Here is a 16879-nt window from a genome sequence, read left to right as displayed (position 1 = left end):
TAGTATTTTATAAATTATCTAAATAATTATTTGTATCAAATAATTTTAAACAATGATATAATTTCGAAGAGGGGTAAAAAACAGATAAATCATAGTCGTAGGGGTGAATTACATGGAACAATTAATGCGAAATTCGTTTCTTTTCTTGTCTAAAAATAAAGCGCTAACAAAACTGGCTAAAAAGTACGGTTTACGCTTTGGTGCAGGTCGCTTCGTCGCAGGGGAGACGATTGAATTAGCGACAGCTGCAATTAAAGCATTAAATAAGCAAGGTCTTTGTGTAACAATCGATTATTTAGGTGAATTCGTTGATAACGAAGCGGAAGCAAATGAAATGGCTAGCGAATCGATTGAAGCGATTCGTGCAATTGGAAGAGAAGGTCTTAATTCGCAGCTTTCTTTAAAAATGACTTCTATGGGATTAGATATTTCTGACGAAATCGTAATGAACAATATGCGCCGTATTTTAGAAGCTGCAAAAGAAAATGGTGTGTTTATTACAATTGATATGGAAGACTATACGCGCTGCGGAAAAACAATTGATATCTTTAAACAATTAAAATCTGAATACGATAATATTGGTACTGTTATTCAAGCTTATTTATATCGTACAGAAAAAGATATTGAAGATTTAAACGCTTACAATCCTAATTTACGTCTTGTAAAAGGGGCCTATAAAGAACCTGAAGAAGTAGCGTTCCCGGAAAAGAAAGATGTAGATGACAATTATAAAAAAATTATTAAAATGCACTTATTAAATGGAAATTACACTGCAATTGCTTCACATGACGAAGCGATTATTGAATATACGAAAAAACTTGCGGAAGAACACAATATTCCAAGGGATCAATTTGAATTCCAAATGTTATTTGGTATTCGTACAGAGCGTCAACTTGAGCTAGTAAAAGAAGGTTACAAAATGCGCGTTTACGTGCCTTATGGAAACGACTGGTATGGCTATTTCATGCGCCGTCTAGCAGAACGTCCAGCAAACGTTGCGTTCGTATTAAAAGGTATGATCAAAAAATAACCAAGGAGAAAATACTCCTTGGTTATTTTAATTGCTGAAATGCGTAGTGCGCCATTTTCTTCGTATCAGGATATAGCTGCGTACGAGTAGAAGATAACACGACGTTAATGACGCGTTTACCGTCTTTTTCATCAACTGTTACGACTGTGTATTTTCCGAGTGCTGATAAACCGCTTTTACTTCCAATCGCATATGGATCATCATATAGTTCTTCCCGTCCATAGTTTGCGATTTTCGGAGAACGCTCTGAAGTATGTAGTGTTGTATGTATTGAATTCATATATTCTAAAACAATCGGATACTTCAAGGCTTCTTTCGTAATAATAGCAATGTCATATGGTGATACTTTATTTCCAAGTGCATCAGCACCGCTTGCGTTTTTGAAAGTCGCATGTTTTGTCCCAAGTTCCTTCGCCCTAGCGTTCATCATTTTCACAAACTCATTTTTTGATCCTGCGATATGTTCTGCAATTGACTCAGCGATTGGGTCTGCACTAATAATAAGCATAAGTTTTAATGCCTCATCACGTTTTAATTTTTCACCCGCGCGAAGCTTAATCTTCTTACTTTGACTTTCCGTTTTAATCGCATTCTCTGTAACCGTAATTTCTTCATCTTCTTTCACATTTTCTAGTAAGAGTAAGGTAGTCATCATTTTCCCTATACTAGCCGGATAAGAGCGTTCATCTTCCCGTTTTCCATACAAAATTTCACCTGTGTCTGCATCGATTGTAATCCCGTATTGCCCAGTAATGTTAGGCTGATCTGCTCTTACAACTTGTTGCCTTTGTGCATAAGAGAAGAAAATCATCCCTGTAAATAGTGTGGCAATCATTACAATCATAATTATTGTTCGTTTCATCGTCGTTCCCTCTTTTGTTTTCCATATGTACAAATAAATTGGGCAGAAAAAGCAGCCATTAATCATTATGCCACGTTCTCTGCCCAAAAATATAGCGTTATTTTTCGCCCATATTATGCTTCTTATATTGTTGGTTATTACTTTGACGCCCTTTTTCAACACCGTGATTATGCGGACCTGCATTTCCAGTTACACTTGCTGCGCTAATTCCAGCTTTTGAAGGGTTCTTCTTAAGTTTTGCCATATATATTCCTCCAGTTTCGTCAGATTATAAAAAGGAAAAGTGCATTTTAATGAAGAAAATACACATGTATAGCATAGCCAAATGAAAGAAATATATTTATTTCAGAAAATTTTATCAATAAATATATTGCGAAAATTCAAACTGTATCATATATTTATTAGTAGAGGCTCACTCATTGATTGCGACTTATGTCGAAAAATTGAATGAGCATTCATTCAAGAATAGGGGGAGAAATGGATGTTCCAAATTAAAAAGGCTGCTGTTCTAGGTTCAGGCGTAATGGGTTCAGGAATTGCGGCACACTTAGCTAATATTGGTATTCCGACATTATTGCTTGATATTGTACCACCGGCGCTTACGAAAGAAGAAGAGGCGAAGGGACTTACATTAGAACATAAAAGTGTGAGAAATCGTTTTAGTAATACGGCTGTGCAAAAACTATTAAAGCAAAAACCAGCTCCTCTGACAGTGAAAGGAAATTTAGCACTGATTGAAGCAGGTAACTTAGAAGATGATCTTGAGCGTCTAGCTGATGTAGATTGGATTATTGAAGTAGTAGTTGAAAACTTAGATATAAAGAAGAAACTATTTGAAAAAGTAGATGCTGTTCGTAAACCAGGCTCAATTGTGAGCTCAAATACATCAGGCATTTCCGTTGAAAAAATGGCAGAGGGTCGTTCAGACGACTTCCAGAAACACTTCTTAGGAACACACTTTTTTAACCCACCACGATATTTAAAACTTCTAGAGGTAATACCGACGAAAGAAACTGATCCACAAGTATTAAGCTTCATGAAACTATTTGGCGAAGACGTTCTTGGAAAAGGCGTTGTTATCGCAAAAGACACACCAAACTTTATTGGAAACCGCATCGGTACGTATGGCTTGCTTGTAACATTGCAAGAAATGATTAAGCGTGGCTATAGCGTTGGAGAAGTTGACTCTGTAACAGGTCCATTAATTGGTCGTCCGAAGAGCGCAACGTTCCGTACATTAGATGTTGTTGGTTTAGATACATTTGTACACGTTGCAAATAACGTATATGAAAATGTACAAGAAGAAGAGCGCGACGTATTTAAAGTACCTGCTTTTATGCATGACATGCTTGATAAAAAATGGCTTGGAAGCAAAACAGGTCAAGGCTTCTTCTTAAAACAAGGAAAAGAAATTTTAGAATTAAACCCTGAAACGATGGAATACGAAGCGCGCAAAAAATTAAAAGCTGCATCCGTAGAGTTAAGTAAGCAAGAAAAAGGATTAGCGAATAAATTGAAAGCGCTTGTATACGCGAAAGATCGCGCAGGAGAGTTGTTATGGAATATTATCACACCAACTCTTTTATACTCTGCAAAACTTCATAAAGAAATTGCTGACGATATCGTTGCAATTGACCAAGCGATGAAATGGGGCTTCGGATGGGAGCAAGGACCATTCGAAATTTGGGATGCAATCGGCGTTGAAAAGTCTGTTCAAAAGATGGAAGAAAACGGCGCAGTTGTTCCTACTTGGGTGAAAGAAATGGTAGAGAAAGGTTTCACTACTTTCTATAAACATGATAACGGCGATAGCTACTATTACGACAATGGTGAATATAAGCTAATCGAACGTAACAAAAAAGCAATTTCTCTTAAGCAGTTAAAAGAGAAAAACGGTGTGTTAAAGAAAAATAGCGGAGCGAGCTTAATTGATTTAGGCGATGGTATCCTTTGCTTAGAATTCCATTCGAAGAGCAATGCAATCGGTATGGATATTACGCAAATGATTAACTACGCTGTTGATGAAGTAGAGAAAAATTATAAAGGTCTTGTTATCGGAAACCAATCGAAGAACTTCTGCGTTGGTGCGAACCTAGCAATGATCTTAATGGAAGCACAAGACGACAACTACTTTGAAATTGAGTGGGTTGTGAAAAACTTCCAAGATGCAATGACGAAAATTAAGTACTCTTCTAAGCCAGTTGTAGCGGCGCCATATGGTATGACGCTTGGCGGTGGTACAGAAGTTTGTTTACCAGCAGCGAGCATTCAAGCTTCTAGTGAGACTTATATGGGCTTAGTAGAAGTAGGTGTTGGCTTAATCCCTGGCGGAGGCGGTAACAAAGAGTTATACATTAAACACTTAAACAAAATGGCAAACGGTGTAGAATTCGACTTACAAAAAGTTGCGAATAAAGTATTCGAATCTGTAGCGATGGCGAAAGTTTCTACATCAGCACAAGAAGCTGTATCGAACAACTTCTTAGGCGATAAAGACGGTATTAGTGTGAATGGTGATCACTTACTATATGATGCGAAACAAAAAGCACTTTCTTTATATGAAGCAGGTTATAAAGCACCTATCCGCAAAAAGATACCAGTTGTTGGTGAGACAGGATATGCAGCGCTTGTACTTGGTGCAGAGGCAATGCATTTATCAGGTTACATTTCTGAACATGATCTGCACATTGCGAAGAAACTGGCATATGTCATTGCGGGCGGAAAAGTGCCGTACGGAACAGAAGTTGATGAGCAGTATTTATTAGATGTAGAACGTGAAGCATTTATTAGCTTAGTAAGTGAGATGAAATCACAAGCAAGAATGCAGCACATGCTTGTAAAAGGAAAACCATTACGTAACTAATAACGAGGGGAGATATCGTTCATGAGAGAAGCTGTCATTGTTGCGGGAGCAAGAACACCAATTGGAAAAGCAAAGAGGGGTTCATTAAAAACAGTTCGTCCTGACGATCTAGGGGCGTTAGTAGTAAAAGAAACGTTAAAGCGTGCGAATTATGAAGGACCAATTGATGATTTAATTTTCGGTTGTGCGATGCCAGAAGCAGAGCAAGGTTTAAATATGGCTCGTAATATCGGCGGGCTAGCAGGACTTTCTTACGATGTTCCAGCTATTACAATTAACCGTTACTGTTCTTCAGGTTTACAAAGTATCGCTTACGGAGCAGAGCGCATTATGCTTGGTCACTCTGAAGCTGTATTATCAGGCGGAGCGGAATCAATGAGTTTAGTTCCAATGATGGGGCACGTTGTTCGTCCGAATAGTCGCCTTGTAGAAGCAGCACCAGAATATTATATGGGTATGGGGCATACAGCAGAGCAAGTTGCTGTGAAATATGGAATTTCTCGTGAAGAACAAGATGCATTTGCAGTAAGAAGTCATCAACGTGCTGCGAAAGCATTAGCTGCAGGGAACTTTGCTGATGAAACAGTATCTGTAGATGTAACGTTACGCTCGGTTGGATCAAACAACAAACTGCAAGAAGAAACAATCATTTTCGCCCAAGACGAAGGTGTAAGAGCAGAGACGACGCTAGACATTTTAGGTAAATTACGTCCAGCATTTAACGTTCGCGGTTCTGTAACGGCTGGTAACTCTTCACAAATGAGCGACGGTGCAGCATCTGTACTATTAATGGATCGTGAAAAAGCAGTGAGCGATGGCATGAAGCCACTTGCAAAATTCCGTTCATTCGCAGTAGCTGGAGTACCACCAGAAGTAATGGGAATCGGCCCAATTGCTGCAATTCCGAAAGCGTTAAAATTAGCTGGTTTAGAGCTATCTGATATCGGTCTATTTGAACTAAATGAAGCATTCGCTTCTCAATCTATCCAAGTTATTCGTGAACTTGGTCTAGATGAAGAAAAAGTAAACGTAAACGGCGGTGCAATCGCACTTGGACATCCACTTGGCTGTACAGGAGCAAAACTAACACTATCTCTTATTCACGAAATGAAACGTCGCAACCAACAATTCGGTATCGTAACAATGTGTATCGGCGGCGGAATGGGAGCAGCGGGAGTGTTTGAATTACTATAAAAAAAGTGTAAGCGGCTCGCTCAGAATGTGAGGGCGCTAAAGCAAAGAATGGAAGCAACAAAGGTTTATAAAAAAATGAGAGAAGCGGCTTATGAAAATATGAAGGAGGAAATTTTCATGGAAAAAACAGTAGGAAATGCGGTTAAAGGCGGTAGCTTTTTAGTAGAGGAAATTACAATTGATCAAGTGTTTACGCCAGAAGATTTTTCATCTGAGCATAAAATGATTGCAAAAACGACAGAGGACTTTATCGTAAATGAAGTTCTTCCGGAGCTTGAATATTTAGAGCAACACGAGTTTGATCGTTCTGTTCGTCTTTTAAAAGAAGCTGGTGAACTTGGTTTACTAGGTGCTGACGTACCAGAAGAGTACGGCGGAATTGGTCTTGATAAAGTAAGCTCAGCGTTAATCGCAGAGAAATTCTCTCGCGCTGGTGGTTTTGCAATTACTCACGGTGCTCACGTTGGTATCGGATCATTACCAATCGTATTATTCGGTAACGAAGAGCAAAAGAAAAAATATTTACCACTACTTGCAACTGGTGAAAAATTAGCTGCATACGCATTAACAGAGCCAGGTTCAGGATCTGACGCATTAGGTGCAAAAACAACTGCACGTTTAAATGCAGAAGGTACGCATTACGTATTAAATGGTGAAAAACAATGGATTACAAACTCTGCATTTGCTGACGTATTTATCGTATACGCAAAAATAGACGGTGAGCACTTCTCAGCATTTATCGTAGAGAAAGACTACGCTGGTGTATCTACAAGCCCTGAAGAGAAGAAAATGGGTATTAAATGTTCTTCAACTCGTACGTTAATTTTAGAAGATGCGTTAGTACCGAAAGAAAACCTACTTGGTGAAATCGGTAAAGGCCATATTATTGCGTTCAACATTTTAAATATCGGTCGTTATAAATTAGGTGTTGGTACAGTTGGATCTGCGAAACGTGCAGTAGAAATTTCAGCACAATATGCAAATCAACGTCAACAATTCAAACAACCAATCGCTCGCTTCCCATTAATTCAAGAGAAACTTGCGAATATGGCAGCGAAAACATATGCAGCTGAAAGCTCTGTATATCGTACAGTAGGTTTATTCGAAAGCCGCATGAGCACATTATCTGAAGAAGAAGTAAAGGACGGTAAAGCAGTAGCAGCTTCTATCGCTGAATATGCAATCGAGTGCTCTTTAAATAAAGTATTCGGTTCTGAAGTGTTAGATTATACAGTAGATGAAGGTGTTCAAATTCACGGTGGTTACGGATTTATGGCAGAGTACGAGATTGAAAGAATGTACCGCGATTCTCGTATTAACCGTATTTTCGAAGGCACGAACGAAATTAACCGCCTAATCGTACCAGGTACGTTCTTACGTAAAGCGATGAAAGGTGAATTACCATTACTACAAAAAGCACAAAAATTACAAGAAGAGTTAATGATGATGATGCCAGAAGAAGTAGGCGATGAGCCATTAGCACTTCAAAAATATTTAGTAAAGAACGCGAAGAAAATCGGCTTAATGGTAGCTGGATTAGCTGCTCAAAAATACGGTAAAGCATTAGATAAAGAGCAAGAAATTCTTGTGAATATCGCTGACATCGTAAGCAATCTTTACGCAATGGAATCAGCTCTTCTTCGTACAGAAAAAGTAATTAAAACAACTGGTCTTGAAAAGAATAAACAAAAAGTGTTATACACTGAAGTATTCTGCCAAGAAGCATTCAACGAAATCGAAGCAGATGCGAAAGAAACACTTATCGCAGTTGAAAATGGCGACATGCTGCGCATGATGTTATCATCATTACGTAAATTAACTCGCCACACACCACTTAACGTAATTCCGAAGAAACGTGAAATTGCTGCGAAAATTTTAGAAGATGAGCGTTACACAGTTTAATTATAAACTAAAACCAGTAGTCACACTTTTGTGTGGCTACTGGTTTTTTATGAATAAATGTTGAGATAATTAGATTTTCCTAATTATTTAATGGTGGAAAAAGATAGTTTATCAACATTTTACAGAAAATAATGAATAATTAGATTTTATTTTTTATTTATAGGATTCCCTTGAATGAGTATGGATGTCTAAGTTAAGTATTTTTAGAAAGGATTGATTCTCGCATCAGTATACTAAACTCTATGCATGAATAAGATGATAACGTATCCAACATTGATATAAGAGTGTAAAAAGAATATATAGGGATGGTAAATATAATATCTGAAAATGCTGTCAAACAATATCATAAATTTAATAAAAAATAATTCTAGTCTAGCTTGGAATTGAAGATATTCTGAATGTTCACAGATATTTTAAGATGCCTCGAAGCTAGGCATATATTTGAAAAATTGATTTTGTTAATAGAGGAATATTTTTATTGATGGGAGATAGTGTATACTCACCATTTGCTGTAGTAGCTACTTAATTTGGTAGGCTTTTTCTACGTTTCTAGTATATCATTGTCGTACAAAAATCCCTTGAATACTTATGAAATTGCATAAATATAATATTCATGTCTTGTTTAGTCGAAAAAAAGTTGAGAAAGTTCTGATTTTACAAAAAAATACAAAAAACAATAGACAAATATTGGGTTTTTTGAAATAATATGTTCGAAGCTTCAAAAAAATTTGGGAGGTAATAGGGAAATGACATTAGGGCAACAGAGCAAGCAGTTATTCTTATGGGGAGCAGCTTTAATTGGAGTTTGTCTTGCGTTTATGGTTACTCAAGGCGCTGTTCTGGAACTTTATGGTAAAGTAAGTTGGGTAGGTGTAACTTATGCGACACTCTACAACATTGTATCTGCAATCGTAAATGGTGCTTCTATTATGAATGCTGTAGCAGTTGTTGGAGCTGTTATTGCAGGACCGTTAGCAGCAGCTCTTACTGCGGTAGGACGTGGATTGATTGTTAGTTTGGTTAAGCGCTGGGGAATGAAGAAGCTAGTGAGTTGGTAAAATGTTACATATGCAAACAGAGTCTCTCTGTTTGCATATGTTTAATTCTTATATTTTATAAAATGTTTATATAATTTTAGAATTATTAATAAGAAGGTGTATAGTTTCTATATGAATCCTATTAAATTAACATTCAAGTATAACTTAAAAATAGCTGTAACTATTTATGTATTATCTATGCTTTTAAGTGGATTTATTTTCGGAATATTAAATATAAAAATTGGGGAATTTAAATTTTCAAATGATTTAGGAGCTTGGTACATTATTTTTTTTCATAATTTAAAAATACACCTTTTACTTATTATAGGTGGAGTATTATTTAGCATACCTTCATTAATTATATTAATTATCAATGGATTATTTGGAGGGTTTTACATAGTACAAGCTTTCATTTTGGGACAATTTGATAGTTTGATTAAGACAATATTTTTGCATGCTATATTTGAAATACCAGCAACCTTATTAAGTGTAGTATTAAGCTTGCAAATTAGTTTTTTTATTTATTATCGTATAGTGAAAAAAGAGAAGTTTACGATAAAATTATCAAAAATGTTAGGGGTATTTTTGGGTGTGGTTTTATTGACACTCATTGCTGCAATTATTGAAGGAATAAGGTGAAAAGAGAAAGGAGCGTTAAAATTTATATATGGGTATAAAATCGCCAACTACTATAATAGATGAAGTTAATGAGTTTAATAATGAAAAACCTTCATTATTAAAATTCATGATTAATCCAGCATCAGAGATAAGACTTATAAATAAAAATCCGCTAATTATCAAGCCTTTACTAACCATTTTATTTGTACAAGTTCTCTTAATCAGCATTGTTAGCTATGTGTTGACCGATAATTCTCAAGTTAATGCTATTGTAAATGATCTTCAAACTACTCCTCAAAGGTTAAAAGTTGTAATCTCCTTTTTAAGTGGATTAATGTCTGTGTTTAATTCATTGTTTATGATAATCTTGATAGCCATCTTTTTTAAAATTTGTTCTATTTTTTTTCAAAAGGATGTTCTATTCAAAAAGATTTTTTCTCTTATTGTATTTACTCAAGTCACTTCTATTGTAGGGATATGTTTAAATTTCTTGATAGCTATTATGTTAGATACTGATTTTAAATTGTATACAAATTTAGCCTTTCTTTTTGAAGAAGATACTGTAATTTATAATGTTTTTGCTTCAATTGATCTTTTCTTCATTTTAAATTTTGTGTTTATAGGATTAGGTATGTATATTATTGTTGAGTTAACGAAAAAGCAAACTATTTTACTAATGCTAATTTTATTTGCTTTAAATATAGGGGCAAGTATATTTTTTCAAAATTTATTATAGTGAGGGATAAATTTGTTTGTAATAGCGTTGCAGAACTATTTAAAAACACGTCTTCGTTATATCATATTGAGAAAATCTGATTTTTTTGTAAGAATATTAAAGAAATTTATAGCTCAAGAAATAATAAATAAATATATATATTTATTTATTATTAGTGTTAATTTAATTAAATATTTTCTTTATTTTATCGCTATGACTTTTTTACTCTCAGTAGGAAGTGAGTATTTATCATTAAAAGAGTTGGTATACTGTTATTTTAATGTGATAGTTTTGTTAGTTTTATTTGAAGGTGCTCAATATTCAAAGAGTCTGATTGCACCAGCTGAAGAAGTTTTATTAAGTGCTTCCCCGTTAACCAATCGTGAAATTTATCTGTTTAATTGGTTGAGCCATTTTGTTATATTTTCAATCCCTAATTATATTTTTGTTTTATTAGGAGTAATTTCTTTCTTTGTTGTATTTGATGAAGTAGGATTCTTGTTTTTATTTACTACATTTTTTTATTTTATAATAGTAATTTTAATTTCTTTTATTGTATCTGTTCTTTTGTCCAGGTTGTCAGTGAATCGGGTTAAAAATGGTTATCGTTTAGGGACCATGTTAGTGTCTATAATTACTGGAAGCATGGCGTTACTAATTAGTTTTGTAGGCATTCGTACTTTGTTAGCTTGGATTACAACTTCTTCTAATCTACTGGATTGGAAAATATTGATAAAAGAATTATTTGTATCGGTTAGTAAAGTAATTAATCTTGAGATGAATAAACTATTTTTAAGTTATTTTTTTGCAGAAGTTTCAACATCAAGTTCATATGATTTTCATTGGATATATTTAGTTGAGGGGTTAATGATTATTGTCTTTAGTATATGGTGTTGGAAAATATCTGGAAGTTGGTATCGGACTGATTGGAAGCTTAAGGATAAACGTAAAAAAGATTGGATTGATGTTATACAGATAATTTTTTGTAATTTATCTACTGATATTATTTTAAAAGTACAAATTTTGAATTTGTTTAGGGATAGAATACAATTATCACATCATTTCACTTACTTTTTTTACCATTATTCAAATTATATTTTTATAGGTGCTGCAGTGGGGGTTATGGACACAGTAGATAGTTCTTCTCCGATTATTAGGGTTTTTACTATCTTTGTCATTTTCAATTCTATTTCAAGAGATGCGTTTGAGGCTGGAACAACCTTGTTTCCGGGAATTGTAAGATTTGATGGAGAAGGAAAATCAATCGTTTTATATCGGATAACAGGAACAGATTTGAAAAAAGTATATAAGCAAAAACTTATTTTTCAACGTATTTTGGGGTTATTTGAATTTACTCTTACTTTTACCATTATTATGATTATTTTATCTGTTACTGGATTAGAATTATTATTTGTTTCATGCTTAGTTTTATTGAATTTTTTATGTATTCCTCATTTGAAATTGTTACCGTCTTTTGCTTCCCCACATTTTAATAAACAACACTATTCAGAAGCTGATGACTTTGAAGAACAAGAGATTTGGGAGGATTCGATAGAATCTAAACTTTCGCAGTTTTTAACAATTGCAATTATTACACCAATGATAATGATGATTCTTTTTGATTTTAAATTAAATGATATTTATTTAGTTGGATCATTGATAATTCTTCTTATAACAGGAATTTTATATACGATTATAAGGTTAGTTATTAAGAAAATTACTAAAAAAATCAATAAAATGGATTTAGTATAGTAGGTGGTGTGGGAAATGTTATCTATTAAAAAATGTACAAAGCAATTCAATGAATGTACTGTTATAAATAACCTTACCATTGATTTGTTTAATGAGAAAACTGCTATTCTAGGAGAAAATGGTGCAGGAAAAACAACATTGATTAAGATAATTGTAGGTTTGCTTACTCCTGATCAAGGAAGCATTGAAATAAATGGTAAGGACCTTTATAAATATCCAAGAGAAAGAGTAAGAATAGGTTATGTTGCGGTAGATTCCTTTTTTTATGAAAAATTAACAGTTCTTGAAAATATAAGATTAATAAGTTCATTATATGGTGTTAAACTCAGTATTCAAGAAATAAAAGACATTTCTATTCAAACAGATATAATTGAATATCTCAGTAAAAATGTTGGAGAGTTATCTAGTGGAATGAAACAAAAAGTTTCTTTAACCTGTGCTCTTTTACACAATCCAGAATTTCTTATACTAGATGAACCGTTTAATGCGTTAGATGTTTTTGCAACCTCAGTATTAAGTGATATTCTAAAGAAATGGTCAAAAGGTATTTTATTTACGAGTCATATTCCTGAGACAGTGTATAATTTAGCTGATCGGGTTATAGTTTTAAAGAATGGCTATATTCATCATGATGTGAAAATATCTTCATTTAAAAATATCCATGAATTTGAAAATTGGCTAAAAGGACATATAAGTATAAAAAATAGAGCTTCTAGTTCTGACGGAAACTCTGAAAATGGAACAAATATTAAAACGCCTAAACTACCTATTCTCTAAATTTGTTAGGGGACGGGTAGTTTTTTTGAAAATTGGTACGGTTATTTTGATTATTTTTTATCTTTTGTGAGTAGAAAGCTTCACTTTTAAAAATGAAAAACACCTCCATTCAATTTACATGTTTAGTATGTAAATTGAATGGAGGTGTTCATGTCCCACTAACTGAATATACTCTATTAATTTAGGGTTTATTTTTTTGTTTCATATAAATACCTATTATTGTAAATACGGCAATGAAGATAGGATATGTGATAGCAACAATAATCATCATCAATTTGCTATCATTGAGTTTGGAAGTGAATAATAATGCGAAATATATAATCACATGAGTAAGCCAAAAGTCTGGTTTGCCAAGTTTCCTTTTTAACTGCATGACTATATTTTGGGGCATTGAATTCTCCTTTTCTTTTAAGGTTTATATTTCTTATATTATACCATATTTTCAATCGATTGTTAATTTTCGGAATTCTACGGAAGGCATTTATCCTGCCATTTGTGTGCAATAAGAATTTCGCCTCAAAATTCAGCAAAAGTAAAGAAGTTAGGTGGGAGGTAAACTGCCCGCAAAATCCTGATTGGTTCAACTAATAATCAATGGGGGATGAATGAAATTCCTACTGATTAAAATTTCACTTTATTGATGTTAAAAATAATTTACAATTAAAATATAGAAAATAATGTAAAGTAAGGAGAGGTTATGAAACAGAGTGGCATGTTACAAAATGATCTCGTCGTACTTCGAGCAGAAAAACGCTGATCGCAAACAGATTTAGCGAACCAAGCTGGGGTAAGTAGACAAACAATCGTCTCAATTGAAGCGAATCACTACACAGTTTAATATTTTGAAAGAAAAAATGAAATTTTTAGTGACATAAAACTAATACCATTAGTATAATAAAACTAATGGTATTAGTTTTCGTGAAAAGGGAGCTGGAAATATGAGAGTGATACATGAAAAAACGGTATATCAATTGTCATTTTTGCCAAGAGTGTTTCCTGTGAATTGTTACTTTGTCGAGGAAGAAGATGGTTTAACTTTAATTGATGCGGCTTTGCCATATAGCGCAAAAGGAATTTTACAGGCGGCTGAGAAAATAGGGAAACCCATTACTAAGATTGTATTAACGCATGCGCATGATGATCACATCGGTGCACTAGACGAATTAAAAGAAGTACTTCCTGATGTCCCAGTCTATATTTCTAAGCGGGACGCAAAGCTGTTAGAGGGAGATACGTCGTTACAAAAGGATGAACCAAATATACCAATAAAAGGCGGTGTACCTAAAAAGGTAAAAACGGTACCTGATGTTTTATTGGAAGATGGCGATCGAGTTGGATCGCTTCTTGCGATTATGACACCGGGACATACGCCAGGATCCATGTCGTTTCTTGATGTACGAAATAAAGCTCTTATTGTCGGGGATGCCTTCCAAACAAGAGGAGGTATGGCTGTTTCGGGACAAATGAAATTTTGGTTTCCGTTTCCTGCGATGGCAACGTGGAGCAAAGAAATATCATTACAAAGTGCAGAGAAGCTAAGAGAATATGAGCCTTCCTTGCTTGCGGCAGGACATGGAAAAATGATAAAAGATCCAGGCACTGCCATAAAACTTGCTATTAAGGAAGCTAAGCGAAATGTAGAAAGTATGAAAGCGGGTTAATTTATGTCACCGAGAATCGGACTTACATTACAGAAAATTGTAGATACAGCGGCAGAAATCGCAGATACAAATGGGATACAAGAAGTAACATTATCGTCATTAGCGCAAAGATTGGGGATACGTTCGCCCTCTCTATATAATCATGTGAAAGGGTTACAAGATGTAAAGAAAAATCTTGGTATTTACGGAATAAAACAGCTGCATAACAGACTGGAAGAAGCAGCTTCGGATAAACGTGTGGATGAGGCAATTCATGCATTAGGAGAAGCGTACGTAGCGTTTGTCCGAAAACATCCTGGATTGTATGAAGCAACCTTTTTACGAGATGAAGAAGTAAGAAAAGCAGGTGACGGAATTGTAAAGCTTTGTCTTCAGATTTTACAACAATACGGCTTAGAAGGAGAGAATGCACTTCATGCGACACGTGGATTCAGAAGTATTTGTCATGGATTTGCGTCGATTGAACAGCAGGGTGGATTTGGTTTGCCATTAGATTTAGATGCGAGTTTACATTTATTATTAGAAACCTTCATTAAAGGGTTGCATGTAATGAGAGAGTGAATAAGAAGCGAGACAACATGAATTTGTTGCTGATCATGCTTTTTGTATAGTAGGCTGCGGTTTGCTGGAGGCAAAATTACAAGTGGTAGTTGTGTTCTTAATTCTTTCGTTAATTATAGGTGTTGCAGCTTGAGTATGAATAAGAGGAAACCTTAGAAGCGATTCTAAGGTTTTTTTAGTGCATATAATCCTAAAAGAAATAAATACTAAATCGTGAATGAACAAAGAAAGGTAGGAGTATTTTATGCAAAACTTAACAGAGCTTGAAGTTGAAAACTTACGTCATTTAATTGGTGGACATGCGACGATTATTAACAAATTGGACCAGTATGCACAGGCTTGTACAGATCCACAGCTAAAGCAAATGCTACAAAAGGATGCACAAGATGCACGAAATACGAAACAGCAGTTAATGACTTTTTTAGGATAGGAGGAAGAGAGAAATGAATGAAAAAGATATGGTAAATGATTATTTAGCAGGGTTAAACTCAAGTTTAACAAGTTATGCAAATTATATTTCTCAGTCTGATAATGAACAGTTACATCAAACGTTAATTCAAATTCGTAATCAAGATGAGATGCGTCAACGTAATATGTATGAATACGCAAAGCAAAAAAGTTATTATAAGCCGGCAGCGCCTGCTAACCCAATGATTGTACAGCAATTAAAAAGTCAATTAGGTGCGGAATAGTGTGATGAATGAAACGAGCGAATGGATTCGCTCGTTTTTTTGTTTGGTATATGTCAATAAATACATAAAAAATATTTTTCCGGTTGTAACAAATATGACGAAAATGTAATATGACAATTCACAAAAAGGACAAAAACTTTGCTCAACATTTCACAAAGTATCCATGGTTTCTATCGTGAGAACCTCTATAATTAGGGGTGTAAAGAACGAAAGAAATAGACTACATGATCAATTAGGAGAGATTGCTATGAATAGAAACACAAGAAAAATTGCAATTATCGGTACTGGATTAGTTGGATCAAGCTGTGCGTATTCCATTGTAAACCAAGGGATTTGCGAAGAGCTATTGTTAATTGATATAAATCATGAACGTGCAGTTGGAGAAGCGATGGATTTATCGCACTGCATTAACTTTACAAATACAAGAACAAAAGTATATGCAGGAAGTTATGAAGACTGCAAAGATATGGACATTGTCATTATTACAGCAGGACCAGCGCCGAAGCCTGGACAAAGTCGTTTAGACACTTTAGGAGCCAGCGCTAAGATCATGGAGGGTGTTGTTGGCGGCGTAATGGAAAGTGGATTTGATGGCATTTTCTTACTCGCATCGAACCCAGTTGACATTATTACATATCAAGTGTGGAAGCTATCTGGATTACCTAGAAATCGTGTGATTGGTACAGGTACATCACTAGATTCTTCTCGCTTAAGAACAATTTTATCTGAAATGTTACATGTAGACCCTCGTAGTATTCATGGGTATTCATTAGGAGAACATGGTGATTCTCAAATGGTTGCTTGGTCTCACGTAACTGTTGGTGGAAAACCGATTTTACAAATTTTAGAAGAGAAAAAAGACCAATTTGGTGAAATAGATTTAGATGAAATTGTTGAGAAGACTGCAAAAGCTGGATGGGAAATTTATAAGCGCAAAGGAACTACTTATTACGGAATCGGAAATTCTTTAGCTTATATTGCTCGCTCAATTTTCAATGATGATCACCGTGTTATCGCTGTTTCAGCTATTTTAGATGGTGAATATGGCGAATACGATATTTGTACAGGAGTACCAGCAATTATTACTAGAGATGGTATAAGAGAAGTGGTAGAACTAAACTTATCAGAAGATGAAGAAAGTCGCTTTGCAAAATCAAACGATGTTTTACGCGATTATATGAAAACAATTGGTTACTAAATTATAGGAGAAGGTGA

16 protein-coding genes and 1 pseudogene are annotated in these 16879 nt (G+C 34.7%); 15 read left to right on the top strand and 2 right to left on the bottom strand.

Annotation, left to right across the window (positions count from 1 at the left end):
- The first annotated feature begins 112 nt into the window (after positions 1 to 112).
- Positions 113 to 1030, top strand: a complete 918-nt coding sequence (locus tag MKY70_RS26045) for a proline dehydrogenase family protein (protein ID WP_002015957.1) — start codon at positions 113 to 115, stop codon at positions 1028 to 1030.
- 22 nt (positions 1031 to 1052) lie between these two features.
- Here the strand turns inward: MKY70_RS26045 and MKY70_RS26040 are convergent, their stop codons facing one another.
- Entirely contained in the window at positions 1053 to 1892 is an 840-nt protein-coding gene (locus MKY70_RS26040) for a D-alanyl-D-alanine carboxypeptidase family protein (RefSeq protein ID WP_033713142.1), read from the bottom strand.
- 97 nt (positions 1893 to 1989) lie between these two features.
- Positions 1990 to 2136, bottom strand: a complete 147-nt coding sequence (locus tag MKY70_RS26035; RefSeq protein ID WP_002034611.1) for a YuzL family protein — start codon at positions 2134 to 2136, stop codon at positions 1990 to 1992.
- Between the two features lie 237 nt (positions 2137 to 2373).
- Between MKY70_RS26035 and MKY70_RS26030 the strand changes: the two genes are divergently transcribed.
- The 14 genes and pseudogenes from MKY70_RS26030 (at position 2374) to MKY70_RS25965 (ending at position 16862) form a co-directional block, all read left to right on the top strand.
- Positions 2374 to 4755, top strand: a complete 2382-nt coding sequence (locus tag MKY70_RS26030; RefSeq protein ID WP_341026052.1) for a 3-hydroxyacyl-CoA dehydrogenase/enoyl-CoA hydratase family protein — start codon at positions 2374 to 2376, stop codon at positions 4753 to 4755.
- Positions 4756 to 4776: 21 nt separating this feature from the next.
- Positions 4777 to 5949 (top strand): acetyl-CoA C-acetyltransferase, encoded by a 1173-nt coding sequence (locus MKY70_RS26025; RefSeq protein WP_001206332.1) that lies wholly within the window; start codon positions 4777 to 4779, stop codon positions 5947 to 5949.
- Between the two features lie 117 nt (positions 5950 to 6066).
- Positions 6067 to 7851, top strand: coding sequence for an acyl-CoA dehydrogenase family protein (locus MKY70_RS26020; protein ID WP_445662069.1), 1785 nt, complete (start codon positions 6067 to 6069; stop codon positions 7849 to 7851).
- A 746-nt stretch (positions 7852 to 8597) separates the two neighbouring features.
- Positions 8598 to 8909, top strand: coding sequence for a putative cyclic bacteriocin (locus MKY70_RS26015; protein ID WP_341026051.1), 312 nt, complete (start codon positions 8598 to 8600; stop codon positions 8907 to 8909).
- Positions 8910 to 9020: 111 nt separating this feature from the next.
- Positions 9021 to 9527 carry a stage II sporulation protein M gene (locus MKY70_RS26010; RefSeq protein WP_341026049.1) on the top strand — a complete coding sequence of 169 codons (507 nt, stop codon included), beginning with the start codon at positions 9021 to 9023 and terminating at the stop codon, positions 9525 to 9527.
- A gap of 28 nt (positions 9528 to 9555) precedes the next feature.
- A complete protein-coding gene (locus tag MKY70_RS26005; protein WP_341026047.1) occupies positions 9556 to 10242 on the top strand; it encodes a YIP1 family protein in 687 nt (228 codons plus the stop codon).
- Between the two features lie 12 nt (positions 10243 to 10254).
- Entirely contained in the window at positions 10255 to 11973 is a 1719-nt protein-coding gene (locus MKY70_RS26000; RefSeq protein WP_341026046.1) for a hypothetical protein, read from the top strand.
- A gap of 15 nt (positions 11974 to 11988) precedes the next feature.
- Entirely contained in the window at positions 11989 to 12750 is a 762-nt protein-coding gene (locus tag MKY70_RS25995; protein ID WP_341026045.1) for an ABC transporter ATP-binding protein, read from the top strand.
- A 697-nt stretch (positions 12751 to 13447) separates the two neighbouring features.
- Positions 13448 to 13579, top strand: a pseudogene (locus tag MKY70_RS25990) (helix-turn-helix transcriptional regulator); the annotation flags it as partial.
- Positions 13580 to 13688: 109 nt separating this feature from the next.
- Positions 13689 to 14411 carry an MBL fold metallo-hydrolase gene (locus MKY70_RS25985; RefSeq protein WP_341026043.1) on the top strand — a complete coding sequence of 241 codons (723 nt, stop codon included), beginning with the start codon at positions 13689 to 13691 and terminating at the stop codon, positions 14409 to 14411.
- 3 nt (positions 14412 to 14414) lie between these two features.
- Positions 14415 to 14972 (top strand): TetR/AcrR family transcriptional regulator, encoded by a 558-nt coding sequence (locus tag MKY70_RS25980; RefSeq protein ID WP_131246974.1) that lies wholly within the window; start codon positions 14415 to 14417, stop codon positions 14970 to 14972.
- 244 nt (positions 14973 to 15216) lie between these two features.
- A complete protein-coding gene (locus MKY70_RS25975) occupies positions 15217 to 15402 on the top strand; it encodes a hypothetical protein (protein ID WP_001180550.1) in 186 nt (61 codons plus the stop codon).
- A gap of 13 nt (positions 15403 to 15415) precedes the next feature.
- Positions 15416 to 15664, top strand: coding sequence for a spore coat protein (locus tag MKY70_RS25970; protein WP_341026040.1), 249 nt, complete (start codon positions 15416 to 15418; stop codon positions 15662 to 15664).
- A 247-nt stretch (positions 15665 to 15911) separates the two neighbouring features.
- On the top strand, positions 15912 to 16862 hold the full coding sequence (locus tag MKY70_RS25965) for an L-lactate dehydrogenase (RefSeq protein WP_033713146.1): 951 nt from the start codon (positions 15912 to 15914) through the stop codon (positions 16860 to 16862).
- The last annotated feature ends 17 nt before the right edge of the window (positions 16863 to 16879 follow it).

It is taken from the genome of Bacillus sp. FSL R9-9492, assembly GCF_038007365.1.
GTDB lineage: Bacteria > Bacillota > Bacilli > Bacillales > Bacillaceae_G > Bacillus_A > Bacillus_A mycoides.
The sequence above is the reverse complement of the archived record's forward strand: the minus strand, read 5'-3'. Positions and strand labels throughout refer to the sequence as shown.